The organism is Paenibacillus algorifonticola (assembly GCF_050481745.1).
GTDB classification, from domain to species: domain Bacteria; phylum Bacillota; class Bacilli; order Paenibacillales; family Paenibacillaceae; genus Pristimantibacillus; species Pristimantibacillus algorifonticola_A.
Genome location: NZ_JBCNGR010000002.1, coordinates 72,129 through 94,444 on the forward strand (window position 1 = coordinate 72,129; position 22,316 = coordinate 94,444).

The window sequence follows — 22,316 nt, forward strand, 5'->3', positions numbered from 1 at the left end:
TTTGCCCATTTTGCCGCTAAGGAGGAAGCCCTATGATTGATCACATCCGCCTTTTGTTTGCCCAATCGGTTGACTTGAAGGTGCAACAGCTCAAAAATGACGATTTGATTATCGAATTTGCCTATATCTCCTCATTATGCGACGAGCAAATGATCAGCAAATATGTGCTAGTTCCTTTTATGAAGGAAGAGGTGCCTTACGATAAACAGCTTCGTACGATTAGCGACTATCTAGTCGTTGATGATCCGGCTACGTGGACTGATTTGCTGCTGAAAGGCAATATTTTAATAGAAGCTCAAGGCATCGTTTACTCGCTTTACACAGCGAAAATTATAAGCAATGAAAGTACCCAAACCCAAGTAGAAAGTGCGATTCAAGGACCGCAGCTTGCGTTGAACGAAGATTTGATGAAATCGCTTAACCTCATCCGCAGCATGTACCACTCTCCTGAGCTGTGTGTAGAGGAGCACACCGTAGGGTCGCTGTCGAAGACGGAAATTATTGTGCTGTTCGATCAGCGCCGCGTCGATCCTAATGTATTGAATCAGTTGAGACAAAGACTGACGAAAGCCCAAACCGAAATGCTGCAGGCCGCAGGCGAGTTAGAGACTATTTTAACCGGAAAGCAGTGGCATCTGTTCCCTACCATTCTGATTACCGAGCGCCCGGATCGCATTACAACGGCTATCTCCAATGGTAAAATCGCCATTCTTATAAAAGGAAATATGTTCGCTCTAGTGCTGCCTGTTACCTTTTTTGACTTTATGCATGCGGTCGAGGATAACTACGAAGCCTTTTGGATGACTCGCACGCTTATTTTACTGCGCTATATTGCGGTTGTATTGACCATTACGCTGCCCGCCCTCTATGTATCCATTATCTCTTACAATCCAGAGCTCTTTCGGGTACAGCTGGCACTCTCCATCGCCGGAAGCCGCTCGGCTGTTCCGTACCCGTCCTTTATCGAGGTAATGGTCATGCTATTTATGATTGAAGCGCTGATTGAGGCCAGCATTCGGCTGCCCCGCTATATTGGCTCGACAGCTACAACCGTCGGCGGTCTTATTTTGGGACAAGCGGCCCAGCAGGCCGGTCTCGTCAGCAGCATTATGATTATTGTGACCTCCGTCGTCGCCATTTCCAATTTTGTCGTTCCGGTCAATTCCTTGTCGTTTGCCATCCGCTTTCTGAAATATCCGCTCATTGTGATGGCCATCTTTTTCGGCATTACTGGTGTTACCGTTGGCTCATTCATGTACGTGGTCTATTTATGCAATTTGCGCAGCTTCGGCAAGCCTTATTTCCGCATGTTTGCAGGCACAAAACCACAGTCAGGGGACATTGGGCAGGTGAAGGTGGAATGACACGCTACTTCTTTTACAACTTTTTTCTGACCAGCTTCGTCAACTTGATGCTGTATGTGCCGCATATTTTAATTGAACACCGCTACAGCGGCGCCGTCTCCTCGATGCTGATTTCCGGGGCCACCGGAACTTTGCTAACCTATGCCTATACTGCTGCGCTAGCACATTTTCCCGGCATGGGGCTGCCTGAAATTTTACGGCTCTATTGGCCGAGGTGGCTCGTCTCGCCCATAATGATTTATGTAGCGATAATTTGCTTCGTATCTTCTACTATTGTCGTGGCCGCCTTTGCGATCATGATTAACCGCTTTTTCAATCCGGAGCTGAATCCACTGGCCATTTTATGCCTGCTCGTTATTGCCTGCGGCTATGCAGCCACACGCTCGACGTTATCCGTACAGCATATTATCGAGGTTGGGCTGCTGCTCAATGCGCCGATTATTTTTTTCGTGCTGTTCAAAATGGTGAGAAGCCCGCAGCTAAATTGGGATGCCATTCATACCGTCGCCAATTTTGTCATGGTGCGCCCAGAGCTTGGCTCTATTGCCGCCGGGGTATTTGTATTCACCGGATTTTTCAATCTGTCGATTTTCAACCGTCTGCTGCCGCCGAATTTCAGCTATACGTACCGCTGGCTCGTTCCGATTTTGGGCATGATTATTTTGAGCATTTCCTTCTTCGTGCCTATCGGGTTTCATGGTACCGAGGCAGTAGGCGAATATCTCTATGTCTGGAGTATGACGGCCGACTCGATTACACTGCAATACGGCTTTATCGAACGGGTATTATTTCTGTTCCTGATTGTCTATTTAAATCTATCGCTCATTTATACGATGAGCTGCTGGCATCAAGCGATGGAATTTATTAAAAGCTGCTTCCCCAAGCTGAAAATGGCAACCGACTTCGAGGAAACGCCGTCTATCAACTATATCATTTGCGGCGTGTTTGCTATAGTGGCCGTAATTTATTTATTTTTCAGCGATGAACGTTTGGAGTTTATATTTACACGCTATTGGCTTACCGCGATGCTGTTTTCTTATATAGCCATCGTGCTTTCCGTGTTCATGCTTAGCCGAAAGGAGCGTAAATCCGCATGAAGATGTGCTGGTTAAAGCTCATGCTGCTAGCTTTGTGCATGCTGTTGGTCTGTACAGCATTAAGCGGCTGCGGCTTTAAAGATATTGACAAACGTTATTTTATCGTGGCGATGGGTATCGACTATAGTGGCAAAAAACAAAATCCTTTTCTCATTACGCTGCGCCTGGCCATTTCCTCACCGAAAATCGAGCCCGGCGCTGGCAAAGCGCAAGTAGAAACAATTGAAGCCGCAAGCATCGCCGAAGGTGTACGCATGCTGAAAGCCCATGTGGACAAGGAGTTGGACTTTGGCCATTGCAAAATTTTTCTCATCGGCGAGCGCGTTGCCTATAAGGATTATTCTCCTGTGCTGGATTGGATGAAAAGACGGCGGGATATACAAAGTATTGCAAATTTGGCGATTGGCAAGCCGGATGCCCGGACGATTTTGAAAATTAATCCCCAGGCAGAGCGCTATCCGGGAAATGCGCTGTTTCTAAGCTTCGGTGCAGATGGAACGGACAATCCCTATACGTATGTAGAAAATCTTTCGGATATGACGAGGCGCGTCATGGAAAAAGGTCTGGACCCCATCCTGCCGATTATTCGCAACGAAGGCAACAGCGGCTATATTATTAACCATACGGCACTGCTGGATAAAACAAAAATCAAGCTCGTCCTAAAGCCGGAAGAATCACAGCTATTTAACCAGTTGGCAAAAAACTTTGAGAAGTCTTCCATACAAGGAAGCTTCTCAAAAAATAGGGTTGTGGGAGCCATCAGCAAAATTAAAAGCCATTATCACTTTAGCGAACATAATGGCAAGCTTCAATTGAACATGGACGTTCGCATTAAAGCACTTATGGAGGAAGCCCCTCCACATTTGTTTGAGCAGGGCTGGGGACCGGTGGAGAAAAAGCTAAGCCAAGATTACGCCAAATTGACGGATAAGCTGCTGATAAAAATACAACAGGCTGGCATCGATCCTTTCGGCTTTGGCCTGCATTACCGGGCGACCCATGCTGGCGAAGCCGCCTGGCAGCAATGGCAAAATATTTACCCGACGCTGCCATTCGCCGTCAATGCCCGAATCAAAATCGAAGGGACCGGCCTGATTAAATAGGCTGCGGTCCCTTCGTTTGTTATGTGGGTATTTCTTGATTAGTCGGCTTTCGAAGCTAGCCGATCCGTCTGGCGCAGCTGCTCAATCGTGCGGACGCCAATGCCGAACATCGCCGCCTTTAATTCAAACTCAATTCGCTCAAACTGCTGGGTAAGCTGGCGAATCGACAGGTCGGTTGTCCCATGCACCGCTTGCGGCAATAAGACACGCCCAAAGCCAGCGAGATTCGCTCCAAGCGCAATCACTTTAGCCGCATCAACACCATGCCTTAATCCGCCGCTCGCTATGACGCTCATATGCGGCAATGTGCTGCGAATCGCGCTAACGCTTTCCGCTGTCGGAATGCCCCAATCGGCGAATGCCTCCGCAGCTTGCCGGCGCAATCCATCACCCGCCCTGTATTTCTCGACCTGGCTCCATGATGTGCCCCCCGCTCCAGCGGCATCAATAAAGGAAATGCCTGCATTCGCAAGCATTGCGGCGGTACCTGCGTCAATGCCCCAGCCTACTTCCTTCACACCGACTGGCACAGGGAGGGCACGGCATACATGCTCAATTCGCGTCAGCAAGCCGCGGAAGTCCGTGTTGCCTTCCGGCTGAAAAACCTCCTGCATGCTGTTGACGTGAAGCACGAGGGCATTCGCCTCTGCTATGTCAACTGCACGCAAGCAATCATCCGTACCGAAGCCATAATTCAGCTGTACCGCTCCAAGATTGGCGATGACAGGTACCGATGGCGCCTCCATTCTGATATGGAAGGAGGCCGCCAGGTCCTCACGCTCAATAGCTGCCCGCATGGAACCGAGTCCAATCGCCCAGCCTCGTGACTCGGCAGCCTCTGCCAGGCGGCGGTTAATAGCTCCAGCCTCTGAGGTGCCTCCAGTCATAGAGCTGACGAGCAGCGGCGCTTTCATCGGCGACTTGAACCACTCCGTCTTCAGTTCAATTTCATCAAATGACAGCTCAGGCAGCGCATTATGACGGAACCGCAGTCGATCAAGCCCTGTATCGATATGCTGACCGTTCACTTCCTCCTGCAAGCAAATGCGGATATGCTCATTTTTGCGTCTCGCGGTTTTCGCCGCTTCCTCCGCCTCCGTACGCTGCGTTGTCGTCATTGCCTTTACCTCCTGCAAATATTCTATCCGTCCATCATAACATACGCTGTGAGCACATGTTAAATTGATTGTAAAATTCATTAATATGAATTTTACAATCAAAATTATTGTTAAAAAGATATTTTTAGTTTAAAATAAAATCATAACCTGAAGGAGGCGCTTCATGATGCAAATCATTCACTTTAACGACTGGGAGCTGCTTGACGCTTATGCGGCTCAAACCATTATTAATAAAATCCAAGAGAAGCCAAATGCGGTGCTAGGGCTCGCCACAGGCTCGACACCTCTAGGCATCTATGCCAAAATAATAGAAGCATATCGCAGCAAGGAAGTGTCGTTCGCCCAGACGACTACCGTCAATTTGGACGAATATGTAGGCCTGCCTGCCGAGCATGAACAAAGCTATGCTTATTATATGAAGCAGCATTTATTCTCCCATATTGATATTGCAGACGATCATTATCATTTGCCTAATGGGCTGGCTGAAAATTTGGAAGCCGAATGCGACCGTTACGACCAGCTGCTGGAGCAAAATCCAATCGATATTCAGCTGCTCGGGCTTGGACATAACGGACATATCGGCTTTAATGAGCCTGATGCGTTGCTATCTGCGGGTACCCATGCCGTCCAGCTGAAGGCGGCAACGCTGGAAGCAAACGCACGTTTTTTCGCATCGGCTGCAGAAGTTCCGAAGATGGCGCTGACGATGGGTGTCGGCTCCATCCTGAAAGCACACACCATTATGCTCGTGGTTCGCGGCGCAGATAAGGCGGAGATCGTAGAGCAAGCGTTGACCGGCCCTATTACAACCGAGGTTCCGGCTTCGCTGCTCCAGACGCATCCCCGGGTTATCGTGCTTCTCGATCGTGAAGCCGGAAGGAAGCTGAAATAATATGAAAAACTCGCCCTTCTCCTGGGTGATTCATAACGTCCAAATCGTCTTGGAAGACCAGATCATTGCCGGCAGTGCCGTTATTAAAAATGGCCTCATTCACCGTCTGCTGGAAAATGCTGCTGTTCTTAGCGCTGAGGAGCAGGCGCTGCCCGCTATAGATGGAGCCGGCGGCTATTTATTGCCGGGCTTTATCGACGTCCATGTACATGGCGGCTTTGGCGCCGACTTTATGGACGCCAGCCGCAGCAGCTACGACAAGATTACCCGTTTCCACGCCTCTCAGGGCACGACGGGCATGCTGGCAACGACGATGACAGCTTCTAAAGAAGCTATTGAGTCGGTTCTGCATGCAGCAGCGGATTACAGAAGCGGCGACATGCCCTATGCCGCGCTGCTTGGTGTCCATCTGGAAGGACCGTTTCTGAATGAAAAATGGATCGGTGCGCAAAATCCCGCTTACCTCTCGCCTCCTCGGCAGGACTGGCTGGAGGCATGGACTGCAGAGTTTCCCGATTTGATTCAAATTTTGACGCTTGCGCCTGAACGGGAAGGCTCGCTTCCGCTCATTGCCTGGCTTGCTGAAAATAATATCGTCGCCGCTTGCGGCCATACCGATGCCTCCTTCGCGGATATCGAAGCCGCAGCAGACGCTGGGCTGTCCCACGCCGTCCATACGTATAATGCGATGCGCCCGCTGCATCACCGCGAGCCGGGAACCGTCGGCGCTGTTCTCAGCGATCCACGGATATATGCCGAGCTGATCGCCGATGGCCATCATGTCCATCCGGGAGCGATCCGGCTGCTTGCAGCTGCCAAACCGGCAGACAAGCTTATTCTCATTACCGATGCCATGTCAGCAGCAGGCATGCCCGACGGGAACTACTCGCTTGGCGGCTTGGCCGTCGAGATGAAAGATCAGGTTGCCCGCCTGCAAGGCAGCGGCAGTCTCGCAGGCAGCAGTCTGACGATGCTGCGTGCCTTCCGCTACATGCTGGCCAACACGGCGCTGTCTATCGCTGAAGTCAGCCGCTGCGCCAGCGGTAATGCGGCTAAGCAGCTCGGCATCTACGAGCAGACAGGCTCCATCTCATCAGGCAAGCAAGCAGATGTCATTTTGACAGATACTGATTTCACCGCAGTGAGCCGCACGTGGGTAGGCGGCAAGCTTGTGTTTGATGCTTCCCAAAATTAAACGATCTTCTCTATGAATAAAGCCGTCCTTGCCTAACAGCAGGGGCGGCTTTATTCATATGGAAGATCCAGCATAAACTCCGCTTTAATTAAGCTTATTTCCGGCAGATGAATCTAATTGCAGCTCACAGCTAGCCACTTTAACCCATTTCGGATAAAATTGGATAAGTCATTCCGCATAAAGAAAGGAGAAGCTATGCGCTTATTCCACTCATTCCATTCGATACGCTCTTTATCTGCTCAAACGCTCACATTAATAGGAGGCTTATTTTTCGTTGTCGTTTTCGCTGCTTCCTTTATGAATACAGCGCAGCTGCTCCAAAGTCCCTTGCTTGCCGCTAGCGGCGTTATCCTTACACTCATCCTTATACTTGCCGCCTCCTGGTTGCTTGGACGCCAACTATCGGCTAAAGGCTATTTGCTCACACTCATAGCGATCAGTCTGCTGGCCCGGCTCGGCTGGATTATTTGGATCGATACGCCTCCCGATTCCGATTTCCTGTTTATGTATAATGCTGCCCAGCTAGCAGCAGCAGGCGATTTTTCCTTTAATCAGGATGAATATTTCCTCAGCTGGGTGTACCAGTTTGGATTTACGATGTATGAAGCAGGCATGATCAGGCTGTTTGGCGGAGCGGCACTGTTCATGCTTAAGCTAGTTAATGTGCTGTTCAGTGCAGCGACCGTGCTGCTCGTTTATTACGCTGCTCTAGAGCTGTTTAACGAGCATACGGCGCGAATTGCGGGGCTGCTTTATGCGCTCTACATTCCCAATATCATCATGTGCTCGGTACTGACGAATCAGCATTGGTCGACATTCTTTTTCACACTCGGCTGCCTGCTCATTATTAATAAAAGCTTCGAAAACAAATATGGCTGGCTTCTAATCGGCCTCGCCTTCGGACTTGCGAACATGATGAGACCGCTAAGCCTCGTTTATTTAGCTGGCTTTGCTGCCTTTCTACTGTTATTTCGCTTGTTCAAAGCTAACCCGAACGATGGCGGGCCAGTTGGGCTATCGTTTGGAAAATCCACTACCCTACTGTTTGCTCGTGCCGCCGGCGTGTTTATTATATTTTATATGGTGCAAGCTTTAGCCAGCTATGCACTCGTGCAAAGCGAAGCCTCGCAATACCCGTTATCTAACCGGGAGCCTTATTGGAAATTCGTCGTAGGATTAAATGAGGAAACAGATGGCAGATGGTCGCTTGAGGATGGCAAGTACGTGCTGCAGTTTAAGCTTGGCGAGGAGCGCGACGCAGCAGAGCTGGAATTGATCAAGGAGCGTCTTGCTGATCCAATCGCAGTAGCCTCATTGTTTGCGCGCAAGCTCGCTATTTTTTGGGGCGAGGAGGATTCGGCGGTTATGTGGAGCTTGAAGGATATGAATCAGGAACAGCTTGCTGCCATCCTAAAAATAGCGGAGCGCTTCCTCTTCACTGCCATGAGCGCAGCGGGAGTCTATTCGCTATACAGCTTATGGCGCAGCCGGTTTGCCGAGCAGCATACGGCCGGCCACATGCTTTTTCTGATTTTACTGCTGGGCTATGCGTTCGTGCAGCTTTGGATTGAAATACAAGCAAGATATCGGCTCGATCTGCTCCCATGCTTTATTTTATTGCAGAGCTACGGTATCTATTTGATGCAAATGAAACGAACAGCGCGGCGAAAAATAAAGGTCGGCTCCCTTGATTGAAGGCAGCCGACCTTTAAATATTGAGCAGCAGCAGCGGAAGTTGCCATTGTCTTCGCTCTTACTGGCCTGATTCCGCTGCTATATATATTTAATTAATGAATGATCATTCATTAAAAACATAAAAATTTATCGCTTTATCGCGTCCCAACTCATTTTAATTGCGCTATCCAGGTTTTCAGGCGTAAACTCAAATTCACCTTTGAACTGCTCTTTAACCAGCTCGGCTACCGGCAAAATAGAATACGTAATGAGCATATGATTATCTACATCCTTGAACAGCTGCTGCTGCTTGCCACTCTCGAAAAACTCAAATATAGGCAAATACAGCGCTGCGCTTTCTTCCAAGCACCAATTTTGCAGCAATGGCGAGTTCGAGATTTGTTCCATAAACATAAAATAAGATTTGTGCTCCTGTACAAACTGGATAAAATTGCGAATGTACAGATTAAAGCGCTGCTCGATCGGTGCCGAATGGTCTACCCCATTAAACAGCTTATCGCTCATTATTTTTTTCGCTTTTAAATACGTCTTGCCGAGCATATCCTCCTTATTCTCAAAATAAATGTAAATCGTAGCTGCGGACACATTCGCCCGCTTGGCGATTTTAGAAATGGACGTTTCCGAAATGCCAATTTCGTTAATCAACTGAATTGTAGCTTCAAAAATTAATTCTATTTTATTTTCATCTCTTAGTCTCATGCGTCAATAATAAACGATCGTTTATTTATTGTCAACGACAAAGGCCAAAAATGCAAAAACAGGCAGCAGGCGCCACTTTCCACGCTCCTGTTGCCTGCCCTTGCTAACCATTGGTTTCTGCCACGTAAACGTCAATATTCAGCTGCTGTGCCGCCAGCTTAAGCTCGCCTTCAATCGGCTGATCGGTAATGAAAGCTTGCAGCGCTGCAAGCGGCGAAATCGAGAATAGTGACATTTTGCCAACCTTCGTCTGATCGAATACCGCATACGTCTCAACGGATCGTCTAATCAGCGCTTTGGCAATTTGCGCTTCCTGTTCCGAATACGTCGTAATGCCCCCGCCTGCTGATACGCCATCGACGCCAATGAACATTTTGCCAATATTCAAATGATCGACCATGCCTTCTCCCAGCGGCCCGCAAAGCTCAAAGCTGTTGTGGCGCATAATGCCGCCCGTGACAACGACTTGAATCGGGCTCCCCGCCAGCTCCATTGCAATATTCACCGCATTCGTCACGACGGTAATGCCGCTTCTGAGCTTAAGCTGCTTGGCGATCAAATAATTGGTCGTGCCGCCGGACAGCCCGATGACATCGCCCTCCTGAATAAGTGATACCGCCTTCGCGGCAATTCTTTCTTTTTCCAGGTACGAAATATCCTGCTTTTCCGAAAAGCCCATATCGCGAACGACGCTAAGCCCGTCATACATCGCCCCACCAATCGTACGAATAATCGGATAGCTGGCTTCCATTTGCTCCAAGTCTCTTCTTGCGGTCGCTTCCGAACAATCGAATTGCTCCACAATCTCGGAAATCGTAACGCGCCCCTGCTGCTTAAGCAGCTGCAAAATCGCCTCGCGGCGGCGCTGTCCTTTAGACGACGGAACATTCGCTTCAGCCATAATTAACGCTCCACCCATGCTTTATCGCTCATTCGCTGCTCGACAACGCTCCATTCTGGAAGCGCCTCCCAATCTCCGCGCATTTGAACGACGAGCGAGCCATTGATGCTGGCAAGCTTTACAGCGTCAACAGGCGTCATTCCCTTCATAATGCCTGCCAAAAAGCCAGCGCAAAAACCATCGCCTGCTCCGACCGTATCAATAACCTTGTCCGCCTTATAGAAAGGAACAGCCGTCTCCTCATTGCCATCCAGTACGATTGTCGCATCATCTTTGCCTTTAATGATCTTCACCGCATCCAGTTCAAGCAGCTTTTGCTTCACAACATCATAGCTATCTGTGTTGTACAGCAGCATCAGCTCATCCCAGCCCGGCAAAAAATAATCCGCAGCAGCCGCAAAGGGCAGCAGCACTTCGCGCGCTTCCTCTATCGACCAAAGCTTCAGCCGCAAATTGGGATCAAAGCTTACTTTGACGCCAGCATCCTTTGCAATATCGATGGCTCTGCGCACCGTCCGGCGGCAATTCTCGCTAAGCGCCGCTGTAATTCCCGTTACATGCAGCAGCTTCGCTCCTTGAATATATGCCTCATCAAGATGCTCCGGCTCCATCCGGCTGGCAGCGGAATGCTTGCGGTAATAATGCACGGCCATGCGTCCTGCTACCGTCTCGCGGAACATCATGCCTGTTGGCGCTTCTTCGCTCAGCCTGACGCGGGATACATCTACCCCTTCCCCGCGAAGCGTTTTCAATATAATCCGCCCGAAAGGATCATTACCAAGAGCGCCGAACCAGCCTACCGAGCTTCCCAAGCGTGAAAGGCCAATGGCGACATTGCTTTCCGCCCCGCCGAAGCCCTGCTCCAGTGTAGTCGCCCGTTCAATCGCCTTATGCTCCTGCGGCATAAAAAGTGCCATTGATTCTCCGAATGTAATGATGTCTGGTGATGCTTGTCCCACATTCTCCGCCTCCTGCAACGTTGATTTGAGTTCGCTTGCCTTCCATAATCAAACAAACACGGCGTTCACTTTCCGTCTTGCTACACAGTAGCAAAAATCGGGAAACGCATAAAATAAATAACAACCAGGTACAGCACCAGCACGATCAGGCTCATGACGCGAGCTTTGCCGATATGTGCAGTAGCGCTTTGGCCTTCACGAATAGAAGAAACGATACGCTTCAACGGCTTCGTAATGATACCGCCCAATGCTGCAATCCCCAAAAACAAAACCGTTACAATAATCATCCAGATTACCGCATAATCGCCTTTCGACATCATGTAGCCGCCTGTCAGAAGCTGTACAATGAGAAAATATTGTGCGACCCGGTTTGCCGACAGCAGGCCATCAGCCAGCCCTTCCTGTCCTACTCCTGCAAGCTTTGATGCCCGGCCAATCATAATCGGAAGTACGATATAAAAACCCATCCCTACAGCGCCCAATAGATGCAGCAAAACCATTACGTTATACATTCTGTTTTCCTCCTAATAAAATTTGCGGGGCAATATGCGTTGCGTAAGCATCAGCCTATTCTCGCATAGGAAAGCTTACGCGAGTAGCGTAAGCTTCATTGTTGCGACACGAAGAGTGCCCTGCCAGCGCTGCATTTGCACCGTTTTTCTACTAAACACAGTATACTAAATGAACCTAGCAAATACAAAGAACTTCCATAAACCAATCAACTTACTCCGTTAAAAAACTAGCCTTCGCTCAATCCTCTGCCTTCAAGCCGTATTTAAAAATAACGGCATGAATCGCAAAATAATCGACATCGTCAGGCAGCGCATCTTTAATCGGACGCAGCTTCTCGGGACTCAGCTCCATAATGGCTGCTACAATTTCCTCTTCGCGATGGGCAGGAATAATACGGCTAAAGTCCAGCTCATAGCCCTCTTCAGCACAGCGGATAATATGTCCCTCCACCGTTACCCGGCTTAGGCCGCGCTCTGCAGAAATGTCCTGCGGCGATTTGCCTTCATTAAACAGCTCTAAAGACAGCACATGGCTAGGCGTTTCATCATTCCCTGCCCTGCTGGAGGACTCTGCGGAAGCCGCGCTCGATTGCCCAACTGAAGGAGTCTGCCCGGAGCCAAAGGAAGCTGCCCTTCCTGCTGCACCGCCAGCTGCTTCGCTAGGCTTGCCTGTATGCTCGCCAATAATAGCTAGCACCTCCGCGCCATATTTCCGCGCCTTGGCTGCACCGATCCCTTTCGTTTGCAGCAGCTCATCTTCCGTAAGTGGTCTGGCATCAGCCAGCTCCTTGAGCGTTGCATCAAAAAACAGCATAAACGGCGGCACATTTTCGCGGGCTGCCGTCTCCTTGCGCCACTGCTTGAGCGCATCGAACAGCGGCGAAGCCATTCCGCCCTGCCCCGAATCCCGACGTTTTACCGTTGTCCGCAGGCGCTGCATGACCGTTTCCTTGCCTTCGAGCACAGGCAGAGCATTCGTCGTAAGCGAGACGGTCGGATATTGCCCATCGCTCATCCGCAAGTAGCCCTCGGCTACAAGCCAATACAGCCAATCGGTAATTTCCTTCTCTGGCCAGCTGCTCAGCAGCCCATATGTCGTGAGCTCATCCAGCCTGAACTCCAGCAGCCGTTTGTCGCGTGAGCCTTTAAGGACTTTAGCTGCCATCGTCACGCCAAACCGCCCGCGCATTCTGCCCACGCAGGATAGCGCCTTCTGTGCTTCTGACGTACGATCAACCAGCTCGCTTTTGTCGAGGCAGTTGCCGCATTTTCCGCACGGCTCTACATTTTTCTCGCCAAAATAATCGACGATAAACTGCTGCAGGCAGCGATGCGTCCTACTGTAGTTCATCATCGTATTCAGCTTGGACAGCTGAATCGACTTCCGTTCCGTATCACCTACGCCCTGCTCGATAAGAAACCGCTGCACCTGCACGTCCTGAGGCTCGAACAGCAAAATGCATTCGCTTTCCTCGCCGTCACGTCCGGCCCGGCCCGCTTCCTGATAATATGACTCTACGTCGCCGGGCATTTGCCAGTGCAGCACATAACGCACGTTAGGCTTGTCGATGCCCATTCCAAACGCATTCGTTGCAACCATAACGCGCAGTTCATCGAAACGGAAGCGCTCCTGGGTCGTCGCCCGCTCCTCGTCGGACAAGCCGCCATGATATTTGCCTGCGGCAATCCCTTTGCGTACAAGCTGGTCGTGTACTGACTCGGCCTCTTTGCGAGTAGCTGTATAAATAATGCCCGACTGCTCTTCGCGCTCGGTTATAAATTTCTGTAAAAATTTCTTTTTGTCCGCACCGCTAATGACCGATAACGATAAATTCGGCCTCGCAAAACCGCTGACAAAAATATTCGGATCATGCATGCCCAGCATGGCCGAAACATCCCGCGCCACCTCGTCCGTTGCCGTTGCGGTAAAGCCCGCTACTAGCGGACGGTTAGCCAGCTGTCCAATCCAGCCTGCCAGCTGGCGATAGCTTGGGCGGAAATCATGCCCCCACTGCGAGACACAGTGGGCCTCATCAATGGCGATCATCGGGATTTCCATCTGCTCGCTAAGCGAGCTGAACATGGGCGCATCAAGCCGCTCTGGCGCCACATACAGCAGCTTGTAATCACCTCTGAACGCGCTTCGCAGCACTTCCCGGTATTCTACAGCCCCAAGCGAGCTGTTCAAAAATGCCGCTGGAATGCCGAGCCTGTTCAGCGCATCGACCTGATCCTTCATAAGCGATATGAGCGGAGAAACAACAAGCGTCGTTCCATTCAGCAGCAAGGACGGTATTTGGTAACAGACGGACTTGCCTCCGCCAGTCGGGAGTATGGCAAGCGTATCCCGGCCTTCCAGTATTCCTTGAATAATGGCTTCCTGACCAGGTCGAAACGAGTCATAGCCGTATACCCGTTTCAGCTCGGCTCTAGCTTGCTCCAGCATGCTTCTTTCCCTCCCTTTGCACATTAAGCATCCTAAAAAATAGACCCATTAAAAGGGTGTAACTTATAAATTCTTATATTTCAAACGGAAAAACCCTGCCAGCAAAGTGTCAGGGTCCTCCCGTACCAAATCTTTTATAAAAGCCAGCTTGCGTTAACTAAGTCCATTAAGCAGTAACGATTTGGATGACAGCTCGAACTGATTGCGCCGATTGATCGAGCGCAGCCTTTTCTTCTGCCGTCAAATCAAGCTCCAGCACTTTCTCAATGCCATCGCCGCCAATAACTGCGGGTACGCCCATGAATAGATCGTCATAGCCATATTCGCCTTCAAGGTAAGCGATAACTGGAATAATGCGTTTTTTGTCCTTCAAAATCGCTTCCGTCATTTGTACGAGCGCTGCAGCTGGCGCATAATATGCGCTGCCATTGCCGAGCAAATTAACGATTTCTCCGCCGCCAACACGAGCGCGCTGTACAATAGCTTCAATGCGCTCAGCTGGGATCAGCTTCTCGATAGGAATGCCGCCAGCGTTTGAATACCGGACAAGTGGAACCATGTCATCGCCATGACCGCCAAGCACGAAGCCGCGAACATCTTCCACGGAAACGTTAAGCTCTTGCGCAATAAATGTGCAGTAACGAGCAGTGTCAAGAACGCCAGATTGGCCGATAACACGATTTTTAGGGAAACCAAGCGCTTGGTAAGCAACGTAAGTCATGGCATCAACCGGGTTGCTAAGAATAATGACATAAGCGTTAGGGCTTGTTGCCTTTACGTTCTCACAAACGGATTTCACGATACCCGCGTTGGTGTTAACAAGATCGTCACGGCTCATGCCGGGTTTACGGGCAATGCCCGCAGTAATTATAACGACATCGGAATCCTTTGTATCTGCATAGTCAGAAGTCCCGATAATGTTAACATCAAGGCCTTGTACTGGTGTCGATTCAAGCATGTCAAGCGCTTTGCCCTTTGTCGGGTTTTCCAATTGCGGAATATCGACGAGCACAACGTCGCCCAGCTCTTTTTGTGCTGCCATCAGGGCAGTTGTAGCGCCTGTAAAGCCTGCTCCAACAACAGTAATTTTTCTGCGTTTGATTGCCATTGTCTCATTACCTCCAGTCATTGCCCGTTCTAGAAGTTGTTAATAACCTCATCAGCGAACTCGGAGCATTTTACTTCTTTAGCGCCATCCATCAAGCGGGCAAAGTCATAAGTTACTGTTTTGTTGTTGATCGATGTTTCCAGACCTTTGTAGATCAGGTCAGCCGCTTCCTGCCAGCCAAGGTGCTCAAGCAGCATTACGCCGGAAAGAATAACCGAGCCTGGGTTAACAACGTCTTTATCTGCATATTTAGGAGCTGTACCATGCGTAGCTTCAAAGATAGCATGTCCAGTCAAGTAGTTGATGTTTGCTCCTGGAGCGATACCGATACCGCCAACTTGCGCTGCAAGTGCATCGGACAGGTAGTCACCGTTCAGGTTCAGCGTTGCGATTACGTCAAAGTCAGTCGGACGAGTCAGAACTTGCTGCAAAGCGATGTCCGCAATAGCGTCCTTCACGATCAGCTTGCCTGCTGCTTCAGCAGCTGCTTGTGCTGCATTAGCAGCTTCAGTGCCTTCTGCTTCTTTAATGCGGTCATATTGACCCCAAGTGAAGGTTTGCTCTGCAAATTCTGTTTCAGCTACTTCGTAGCCCCAGTTTTTGAAAGCTCCTTCTGTAAACTTCATGATGTTACCTTTGTGTACCAGTGTAAGCGACTTGCGGCCATGCTTAATCGCATATTCAATTGCTGCGCGGGCAAGGCGCTGGGAACCTTCTTTGGAAACCGGCTTGATGCCGATACCGGAAGTTTCAGGGAAACGGATTTTGTTAACGCCCATTTCAGTTTGCAGGAAGTTGATCACTTTTTTCACTTCTGCGGAACCTTCTTGGTACTCGATACCTGCATAAATGTCCTCTGTGTTTTCACGGAAAATAACCATGTCAACCAGCTCAGGGCGTTTTACAGGGGAAGGAACTCCGTCGAAGTAACGTACAGGACGCAGGCATACATACAGGTCAAGCTCTTGACGAAGCGCTACGTTCAGGGAACGGATACCGCCGCCGATTGGCGTAGTCAAAGGACCTTTGATTGCTACGATATATTCACGAATTGCTGTCAGCGTATCAGCTGGCAACCACTCGCCGTATTCATTGAATGCTTTCTCGCCGGCAAAAACTTCGTACCAAGCGATCTTTTTGTCGCCGCCGTAAGCTTTCGCTACAGCTGCGTCAAGCACGCGCTTCGAAGCGCGCCAGATGTCGCGGCCTGTGCCGTCGCCTTCGATGAAAGGAATGATTGGATTGCTAGGTACGTTAAGTACACCATTGTCGATTGTAATTTTGTCGCCTTCTGTAGGTAATGCGAATTTTTCGAATTGAGCCATTGTTTATAATTCCTCCTTTAATTTGTGTAACGGTACTAAAAGCAGCGCTTAGCGCTCGTCGATTGGAATATATTTCGCGTTGACTGGACCGATATAGTCGGCGCGAGGACGAATCAAGCGATTGTTCTCGTATTGCTCAAGAATATGAGCACTCCAGCCGGAAACGCGGCTAATCGCAAAAATTGGCGTGAATAGATCACGTGCAATCCCTAGTGTCGTATAGACGGAAGCAGAGTAAAAGTCTACGTTTGGCTTAAGGCCTTTTTGACCAGTAACGAGCTCTTCGATCTTGATCGACATTTCATAAAGCTCCAAATTTCCAGTCAGCTTGCCGAGCTCTTGCGACATTTTTTGCAGATGCTTGGCGCGTGGATCGCCGTTTTTGTAAACGCGGTGACCGAAGCCCATAATCTTCTGCTTGCTTGCAAGCGCATTGTTGATATATGGCTCAACATTGGCTAAGGAGCCGATTTCTTCGAGCATAACCATTACCGCTTCATTAGCGCCGCCATGCAGTGGGCCTTTGAGCGCACCGATTGCCGAAGTAACACCGGAATAAATGTCAGATAAAGTCGCTACCGTTACACGTGCCGCAAATGTAGATGCGTTAAGCTCATGGTCAGCATGCAGCACAAGTGCCTGATCAAGCGCTTTCACTGCAACCTCTTCAGGATCTTTGCCCGTAAGCATGTAAAGGAAATTATGGGCGATGGATACGCCCTTCTTCGGAGCAATTGGATCTTTGCCTTCACGAATGCGAGCGAACGCTGCTACAACGGCTGGCAATTGCGCCTGCAACTTAATCGCTTTCAGCTGATTAGCTTCAGCAGTCATTTCATTAGCCGACTCATCATAAAGAGCAAGGCTTGAAATAGCTGTACGAAGTGCCGCCATCGAATTCGTGTCCTTCGGGTACAGCTTAATTTGCTGGATAACGCCTTCAGGAATTGCTGTGTATGCATCTAACTGCTCTTGCAGTTTTGCTAGCTCGGAACGATTAGGCAGCTTGCCATACCATAACAAATAGGCAACCTCTTCAAATGTCGCATTTTCTGCCAAATCATCAATATCTATACCGCGGTATGTCAACACTCCGTCAATAATCGAGCTGATTGACGAAGAAGCGGCGACAATTCCTTCCAGACCTTTAGTTGCTGTCATCGTTCTCTCTCCTTTAGCTTGGAAATTTCACATCGCAAAATATCATTCGAATCCATGTCGTCCGTATAATCATAAATGATTTTGACAACAAAGTGAACAAAAGCACATATAAAAATGCTTTATCGGTAAGAAAGAAATTTGTGATGGGGCTGCTGTCATGTGAAATAACCTCCACATTTGACACCTTGACTAATCTGGTCACTGCTTATGTAGTTAGATATAAACACCTGTCTTCTATCTTAACAGAAAAACAGACAATGTACTAACCGATCACGATACAAGCTATAACAAACGTTTGTAAATAAACGAAACGACCGCTCCCCGGTAAAATACCGGGAAACAGCCGCTGCTTCATTTTAAAGATGAAATCGCTTGAAGGTTAATGATTTAACTCACCGAACGAGCCTTGGTACTGTGGCTGCTGATAAGCAAAGGACTGGTTTGCATTTGAATTGGAAATTTGATTGCAAATGCTGGAAATTTGCTGCATTTGCTGCATCGCCTTTTGGTGACCTTGCAACGCTGTTTGGATAATATGGGCCGCTTGATGCTCACGCTGTGCAATTTGCTCCAACTGTGCGGCATTCGATTGTTCTTGCTTCAGCAGTTGCTGATACATGCCTGATGCTTGCTGTGTTTGCTGCATCAGCTGCTGTAGAAGATGCTCGCATTGTGAAAGCTGTTGACTAATATTCGTTTGTGAAAACTGATTCATTCGTAATTCCTCCAGTATGTTTAATAAACTACCTCCATTAATATGACTTACAAATCCATTTTTATTCTTGATTTGGCAAATCCCGTTTATCGTGATACGGACTTCGATTCGGAACTTGCGTTCCATGTCGCCTTATGCTTCTTAGGACATTCTTCATTAGCTATGTTAAAATAAATTATTGCAAGGTGAAACGGCTGTTGCCATCCTTTGGCGGCGCGGCGCGTTTCATTCCGGGAAATATAGAGAAAGAATAACGTTAAGTTAGACTTTCCTATATTTCAAAAAAATGGAGGTTCGCTATGAATGAACATCGTATTGGTATTATAGATATAGGCTCCAACTCGGTGAGGCTCGTTGTTTATGAGCGAACAGCACACGGAGCACACCGCGTCATTGATGGGAGCAAACGACCGGCTCGATTAAGTGAACGAATTGACGAGCAAGGCAATCTGTCGGCTGAGGCAATGAGCGAGCTGCTCGGCACACTCAGCCATTTCCGCTTAATTTGCGCCCACAACCGAACTGGAGAAATCCGCGCTGTGGCAACAGCGGCAATTCGCAATGCTTCGAACCGCGCGATTATATTGGAAGCGATAAAAGCCGAAACCGGCCTTGACATAGAACTGCTTAGCGGCGAGCAAGAGGCAGCCTTTGGCTTTCTTGGGATGATTAATGCGATGGACCTGGAAGATGGTCTATTAGTCGATATTGGCGGCGGCAGCACGGAAGTATCGCTGTTTCGCGGACGCAAGCTGCAGCACTCCGTCTCCTTTCCCTTTGGCTGCGTGAGCCTGAATCGGCGTTTCGCCTCCAAAGGCATGCTAAGCGACGAGGCATTGCGCGCGCTGGACAGCTTAGCGCTCGAAGCCTTCAAGTCCGTTCCATGGCTCGCTAAAGCGCAGGGACTGCCCATGATTGGCGTCGGCGGCACCGCCAGGGCGCTGGGCAAAATCCATCAGGCGGCGACGAACTATCCTTTTCATCAAACACATAATTATGCAATACCCGGAGGGGACGCCGAAATGGTGTTTGATCAGCTGCGGGCCTTGCCGCTGGACAAGCGCAGCAAGTTTCCCGGCCTGTCCAAAGATCGCGTGGACGTTATTGTTCCCGGCTTAGCCGTGCTGCGCCAGCTTTACAAGCTGACGAAAGCTTCCGGCTATATCATTTGCGGTGCCGGATTGCGCGACGGCATTTTTCATGATACAAGATTTTCCCGGGAGTCTGCTCATCAGGATGTGCTGGGCTTCAGCCTGCATAACATCAGCATGCTTCATCCCGCTGCACCGATGCAGCATGTATCACAGGTAAACCGGCTTGCTTTGCAGCTGCATGATGAGCTGAGAGAGCTGCACCAAATGCCATCGCGAGCGCGAATTTTGCTTGATGCCGCTTCAAGCCTGTTTCGAATTGGCGCATCCATTGACTACTACGACTACGCCAAGCATACGTTTTATTTAATCGTCAACTCGCATTTGAATGGATTGTCCCATAAGGAAATTTTGATTACGGCTTCGATCGCTTCTTATAAAAGCAAAAGTCGGGCACGGCAGCAGCTCCGCCCCTACAAAGAGATGCTTGTCGAGTCCGACTATGAGTTAATCGGCAGGCTGGGCACGCTGCTGCAGCTCGCATCAGCGCTTGACCGCAGCGAGACACAGGCGCTAAGCAGGCTGACCGTCTCTCTTACGCTTGACCAGCTTAAGCTGCATGCCGTACGTCCTAGCAGCTCGTTGACCGTTGAGCGACTGGAGGTAGGCGAGCTTGCTCCCGAGTTCTCCAAGCTGTGGAAGCTGACCCCCGTGCTTGAGCTGCCTGATTATATTCAGGCATAGAATGTGTTGCTTTCCTTAAATATTTTCATAATAAAAAAAGCGATGAAAAAGGAATAAAGCTTCCCTTTCTCATCGCTTTTTACTTTTTTATACTTGTACTTTCCAGCCTGGGATATGTCTAGCCTCGAATTGACTGCGGAACGGTTTATTTTCATTCTCAACATGAACATAAGTGCCGTTTGACTGCAGCCTCCTAGCTTTGACATTGTCATTCAGATTCAAGTTCAGCATATTGATGAGCGTCTGGCGCAAATGCGCGTCGTACACTGGACACATCAGCTCCACCCGCTTCATCAGGTTGCGTGTCATCCAGTCTGCACTGGATAAATACACTTCCTCTTCCCCGCCATTGTGGAAATACATGACTCTTGCATGCTCCAAATAACGGTCCACAATGCTGATTACCTGAATGTTCTCGCTTCGGCCAGCAACACCAGGACGCAAGCAGCATACGCCGCGGACAATCAAATCGATTTTCACGCCTGCCTGCGAAGCCTCGTACAGCTTATCGACCATCTCTTGATTAGAGAGCGAGTTCATCTTCGCAATGACACGGCCCTTCTTGCCAGCCGCCACATGGGCGATTTCCCGGTCAATAAGGCGGAACAGCTTCTGCTTGAGATCCGTTGGAGCTACGCCAAAAGCTTTCCAGTCATACGGATCGGAATAGCCCGTCACCTCATTGAACAGCGCCGATGCATCGCCGCCGATTGTCGGATGAGATGTAAACAAACCGATATCGGTATAAAGCGTCGCTGTGCTGTCATTATAATTGCCCGTGCCCACATGCACATAACGGCGCAGCGTGTCCTGCTCCCGGCGCACGACGAGCAAAATTTTCGCATGGGTTTTCAACCCAATCAGACCGTAGACGACATGGCAGCCCGCTTTCTCCAACTGGCGCGCCCAAGCAATATTGCGCTCCTCGTCGAATCGCGCCTTCAGCTCGACAACAACGGTCACCTGCTTGCCAGATTCGGCCGCTTCAGCCAGCGCTTGAACGAGCGCTGACTTGCCGCTGACCCGATACATCGTCATTTTGATCGCAAGCACATCCGGATCGGTAGCCGCCTGCAGCACAAAATCATTAACCGCATCAAACGATTCATATGGATGGTACATCAGCACATCGCGCTGGCGAATCACTTCAAACATGTCGTCGGTATCGTCAAATTCCATCGGATAGACGGGCTCCATTTTGTCATAACGCAAATGGTCGTAGCCTGGTATAGCCTGAGCGAACTTCATCATAAAGCTTAAATCGAGCGGTCCATCAATTTCGATCAGGTTATCCTCGATTTCCAGCTCATCCTTGAGAATATCCAGCGCATCCGGATGCATGCCGCGCGCAACCTCAAGCCGTACGGAGATGCCCCAACGGCGCTTGCGCAGCTCCTTCTCAATCTCCTCCAGCAAGTCTTCGGCATCCTCATTAAGCGTAAAATCAGCATTGCGCGTCAAACGAAACGCATGTACCGCATAAGCTCCATAACCATTAAAAAGGGTATCAATAAATTGCTCAATCAGATCCTCCAGCAGCACATATTCACGCTTTTTGCTATTCGGGCGTTCAGGAAGCGGGACAAATCTTGCTAAAATGGATGGCACCTGCACCATCGCGAACAGCGGGTCTTCCTCAGGTGCGGCTTCCGGGTGGCGCAATAAAACAGCTAAATATAATTCCTTCGTATGTACAAGCGGAAAAGGCCTGCTCTGATCGACCGCCATCGGTGTCAGGACAGGAAATACAATTTCATGAAAATACTCTGATACGGCCTTGGACTGCGTCATATTCAGCTCGCTCATTGAACGGATGGCAATGCCTTCGCGTCCCAAGCCACGCAGCACGTCCCGATAAGATTTATATTGATCATGCACCATTTGATTCGTGCGTTTAATTAATCGTTTCCATAAGCCGGCGGGCGTATAGCCTGTAAAATCAATTTTAGAATAGCCTGCTTTAATTTGCTCTTGAATGCCCGCTACACGCACACTCATAAATTCATCTAAATTACTGGATACAATGGCTAGAAACTTGGCCCGCTCAAGCAGCGGATTGTTTACATCCTGAGCCTCTTGAAGCACTCGGCAGTTAAATTCGGCCCAACTTAAATCTCTGTTAACATAGTGGGACAAATGTTTTGTCATTTTGTGCGCCTCCCTCATATATGCCCCTATTATGCGCTACAAC

At 49.4% G+C, this 22,316-nt stretch carries 18 protein-coding genes; 7 read left to right on the plus strand and 11 right to left on the minus strand.

What is annotated here, in order from left to right:
* Nucleotides 1-32 precede the first annotated feature (32 nt).
* From ABEW34_RS00615 to ABEW34_RS00625, 3 genes are read left to right on the plus strand one after another with little or no spacing between them, the layout of a single operon-like run.
* On the plus strand, nt 33-1,364 hold the full coding sequence (locus ABEW34_RS00615) for a spore germination protein (protein WP_430153947.1): 1,332 nt from the start codon (nt 33-35) through the stop codon (nt 1,362-1,364).
* Nucleotides 1,361-2,461, plus strand: a complete 1,101-nt coding sequence (locus ABEW34_RS00620) for a GerAB/ArcD/ProY family transporter (RefSeq protein WP_430153949.1) — start codon at nt 1,361-1,363, stop codon at nt 2,459-2,461. Before ABEW34_RS00615 ends, ABEW34_RS00620 begins: the two co-directional genes overlap by 4 nt.
* Nucleotides 2,458-3,564 (plus strand): Ger(x)C family spore germination protein, encoded by a 1,107-nt coding sequence (locus tag ABEW34_RS00625; protein WP_430153951.1) that lies wholly within the window; start codon nt 2,458-2,460, stop codon nt 3,562-3,564. The genes ABEW34_RS00620 and ABEW34_RS00625 overlap by 4 nt, the downstream gene beginning before the upstream one ends.
* Before the next feature lie 38 nt (nt 3,565-3,602).
* Here the strand turns inward: ABEW34_RS00625 and fni are convergent, their stop codons facing one another.
* Nucleotides 3,603-4,682 carry a type 2 isopentenyl-diphosphate Delta-isomerase gene (gene fni / locus ABEW34_RS00630; RefSeq protein ID WP_430153953.1) on the minus strand — a complete coding sequence of 360 codons (1,080 nt, stop codon included), beginning with the start codon at nt 4,680-4,682 and terminating at the stop codon, nt 3,603-3,605.
* A 166-nt stretch (nt 4,683-4,848) separates the two neighbouring features.
* On the opposite strand from fni, the gene nagB reads away from it, so the two are divergent.
* From nagB to ABEW34_RS00645, 3 genes are all read left to right on the plus strand, one after another.
* Nucleotides 4,849-5,574 (plus strand): glucosamine-6-phosphate deaminase, encoded by a 726-nt coding sequence (gene nagB / locus ABEW34_RS00635; protein WP_430154122.1) that lies wholly within the window; start codon nt 4,849-4,851, stop codon nt 5,572-5,574.
* A 1-nt stretch (nt 5,575) separates the two neighbouring features.
* Nucleotides 5,576-6,769 carry an N-acetylglucosamine-6-phosphate deacetylase gene (nagA, locus tag ABEW34_RS00640; RefSeq protein ID WP_430153955.1) on the plus strand — a complete coding sequence of 398 codons (1,194 nt, stop codon included), beginning with the start codon at nt 5,576-5,578 and terminating at the stop codon, nt 6,767-6,769.
* Nucleotides 6,770-7,066: 297 nt separating this feature from the next.
* Nucleotides 7,067-8,464, plus strand: coding sequence for an ArnT family glycosyltransferase (locus tag ABEW34_RS00645; protein ID WP_430153957.1), 1,398 nt, complete (start codon nt 7,067-7,069; stop codon nt 8,462-8,464).
* 126 nt (nt 8,465-8,590) lie between these two features.
* Here the strand turns inward: ABEW34_RS00645 and ABEW34_RS00650 are convergent, their stop codons facing one another.
* From ABEW34_RS00650 to ABEW34_RS00690, 9 genes are all read right to left on the minus strand, one after another.
* Nucleotides 8,591-9,163, minus strand: coding sequence for a TetR/AcrR family transcriptional regulator (locus tag ABEW34_RS00650; RefSeq protein ID WP_430153959.1), 573 nt, complete (start codon nt 9,161-9,163; stop codon nt 8,591-8,593).
* A gap of 103 nt (nt 9,164-9,266) precedes the next feature.
* Entirely contained in the window at nt 9,267-10,064 is a 798-nt protein-coding gene (locus ABEW34_RS00655; RefSeq protein ID WP_430153961.1) for a DeoR/GlpR family DNA-binding transcription regulator, read from the minus strand.
* A 2-nt stretch (nt 10,065-10,066) separates the two neighbouring features.
* The gene (locus ABEW34_RS00660; protein WP_430153963.1) at nt 10,067-11,023 is read right to left on the minus strand and encodes a sugar kinase; all 957 of its coding nucleotides are present in this window, start codon (nt 11,021-11,023) and stop codon (nt 10,067-10,069) included.
* Between the two features lie 80 nt (nt 11,024-11,103).
* Nucleotides 11,104-11,535, minus strand: a complete 432-nt coding sequence (locus ABEW34_RS00665; protein WP_430153965.1) for a hypothetical protein — start codon at nt 11,533-11,535, stop codon at nt 11,104-11,106.
* Nucleotides 11,536-11,773: 238 nt separating this feature from the next.
* The gene (gene recQ / locus ABEW34_RS00670; RefSeq protein WP_430153967.1) at nt 11,774-13,981 is read right to left on the minus strand and encodes a DNA helicase RecQ; all 2,208 of its coding nucleotides are present in this window, start codon (nt 13,979-13,981) and stop codon (nt 11,774-11,776) included.
* A 166-nt stretch (nt 13,982-14,147) separates the two neighbouring features.
* Entirely contained in the window at nt 14,148-15,089 is a 942-nt protein-coding gene (gene mdh / locus ABEW34_RS00675; protein WP_430153969.1) for a malate dehydrogenase, read from the minus strand.
* A gap of 29 nt (nt 15,090-15,118) precedes the next feature.
* Nucleotides 15,119-16,414 carry an NADP-dependent isocitrate dehydrogenase gene (gene icd / locus ABEW34_RS00680; RefSeq protein ID WP_430153971.1) on the minus strand — a complete coding sequence of 432 codons (1,296 nt, stop codon included), beginning with the start codon at nt 16,412-16,414 and terminating at the stop codon, nt 15,119-15,121.
* Between the two features lie 48 nt (nt 16,415-16,462).
* Complete coding sequence (citZ, locus tag ABEW34_RS00685) at nt 16,463-17,575, minus strand: citrate synthase (protein WP_430153973.1); 1,113 nt, start codon at nt 17,573-17,575, stop codon at nt 16,463-16,465.
* Nucleotides 17,576-17,954: 379 nt separating this feature from the next.
* Nucleotides 17,955-18,416, minus strand: a complete 462-nt coding sequence (locus ABEW34_RS00690; RefSeq protein WP_430153975.1) for an AMP-dependent synthetase and ligase — start codon at nt 18,414-18,416, stop codon at nt 17,955-17,957.
* 173 nt (nt 18,417-18,589) lie between these two features.
* On the opposite strand from ABEW34_RS00690, the gene ppx reads away from it, so the two are divergent.
* Nucleotides 18,590-20,125, plus strand: coding sequence for an exopolyphosphatase (gene ppx / locus ABEW34_RS00695; protein ID WP_430153977.1), 1,536 nt, complete (start codon nt 18,590-18,592; stop codon nt 20,123-20,125).
* An 87-nt stretch (nt 20,126-20,212) separates the two neighbouring features.
* On the opposite strand, the gene ppk1 is transcribed toward ppx, so the two are convergent.
* Nucleotides 20,213-22,273, minus strand: a complete 2,061-nt coding sequence (gene ppk1 / locus ABEW34_RS00700) for a polyphosphate kinase 1 (RefSeq protein WP_430153979.1) — start codon at nt 22,271-22,273, stop codon at nt 20,213-20,215.
* Nucleotides 22,274-22,316 lie beyond the last annotated feature (43 nt).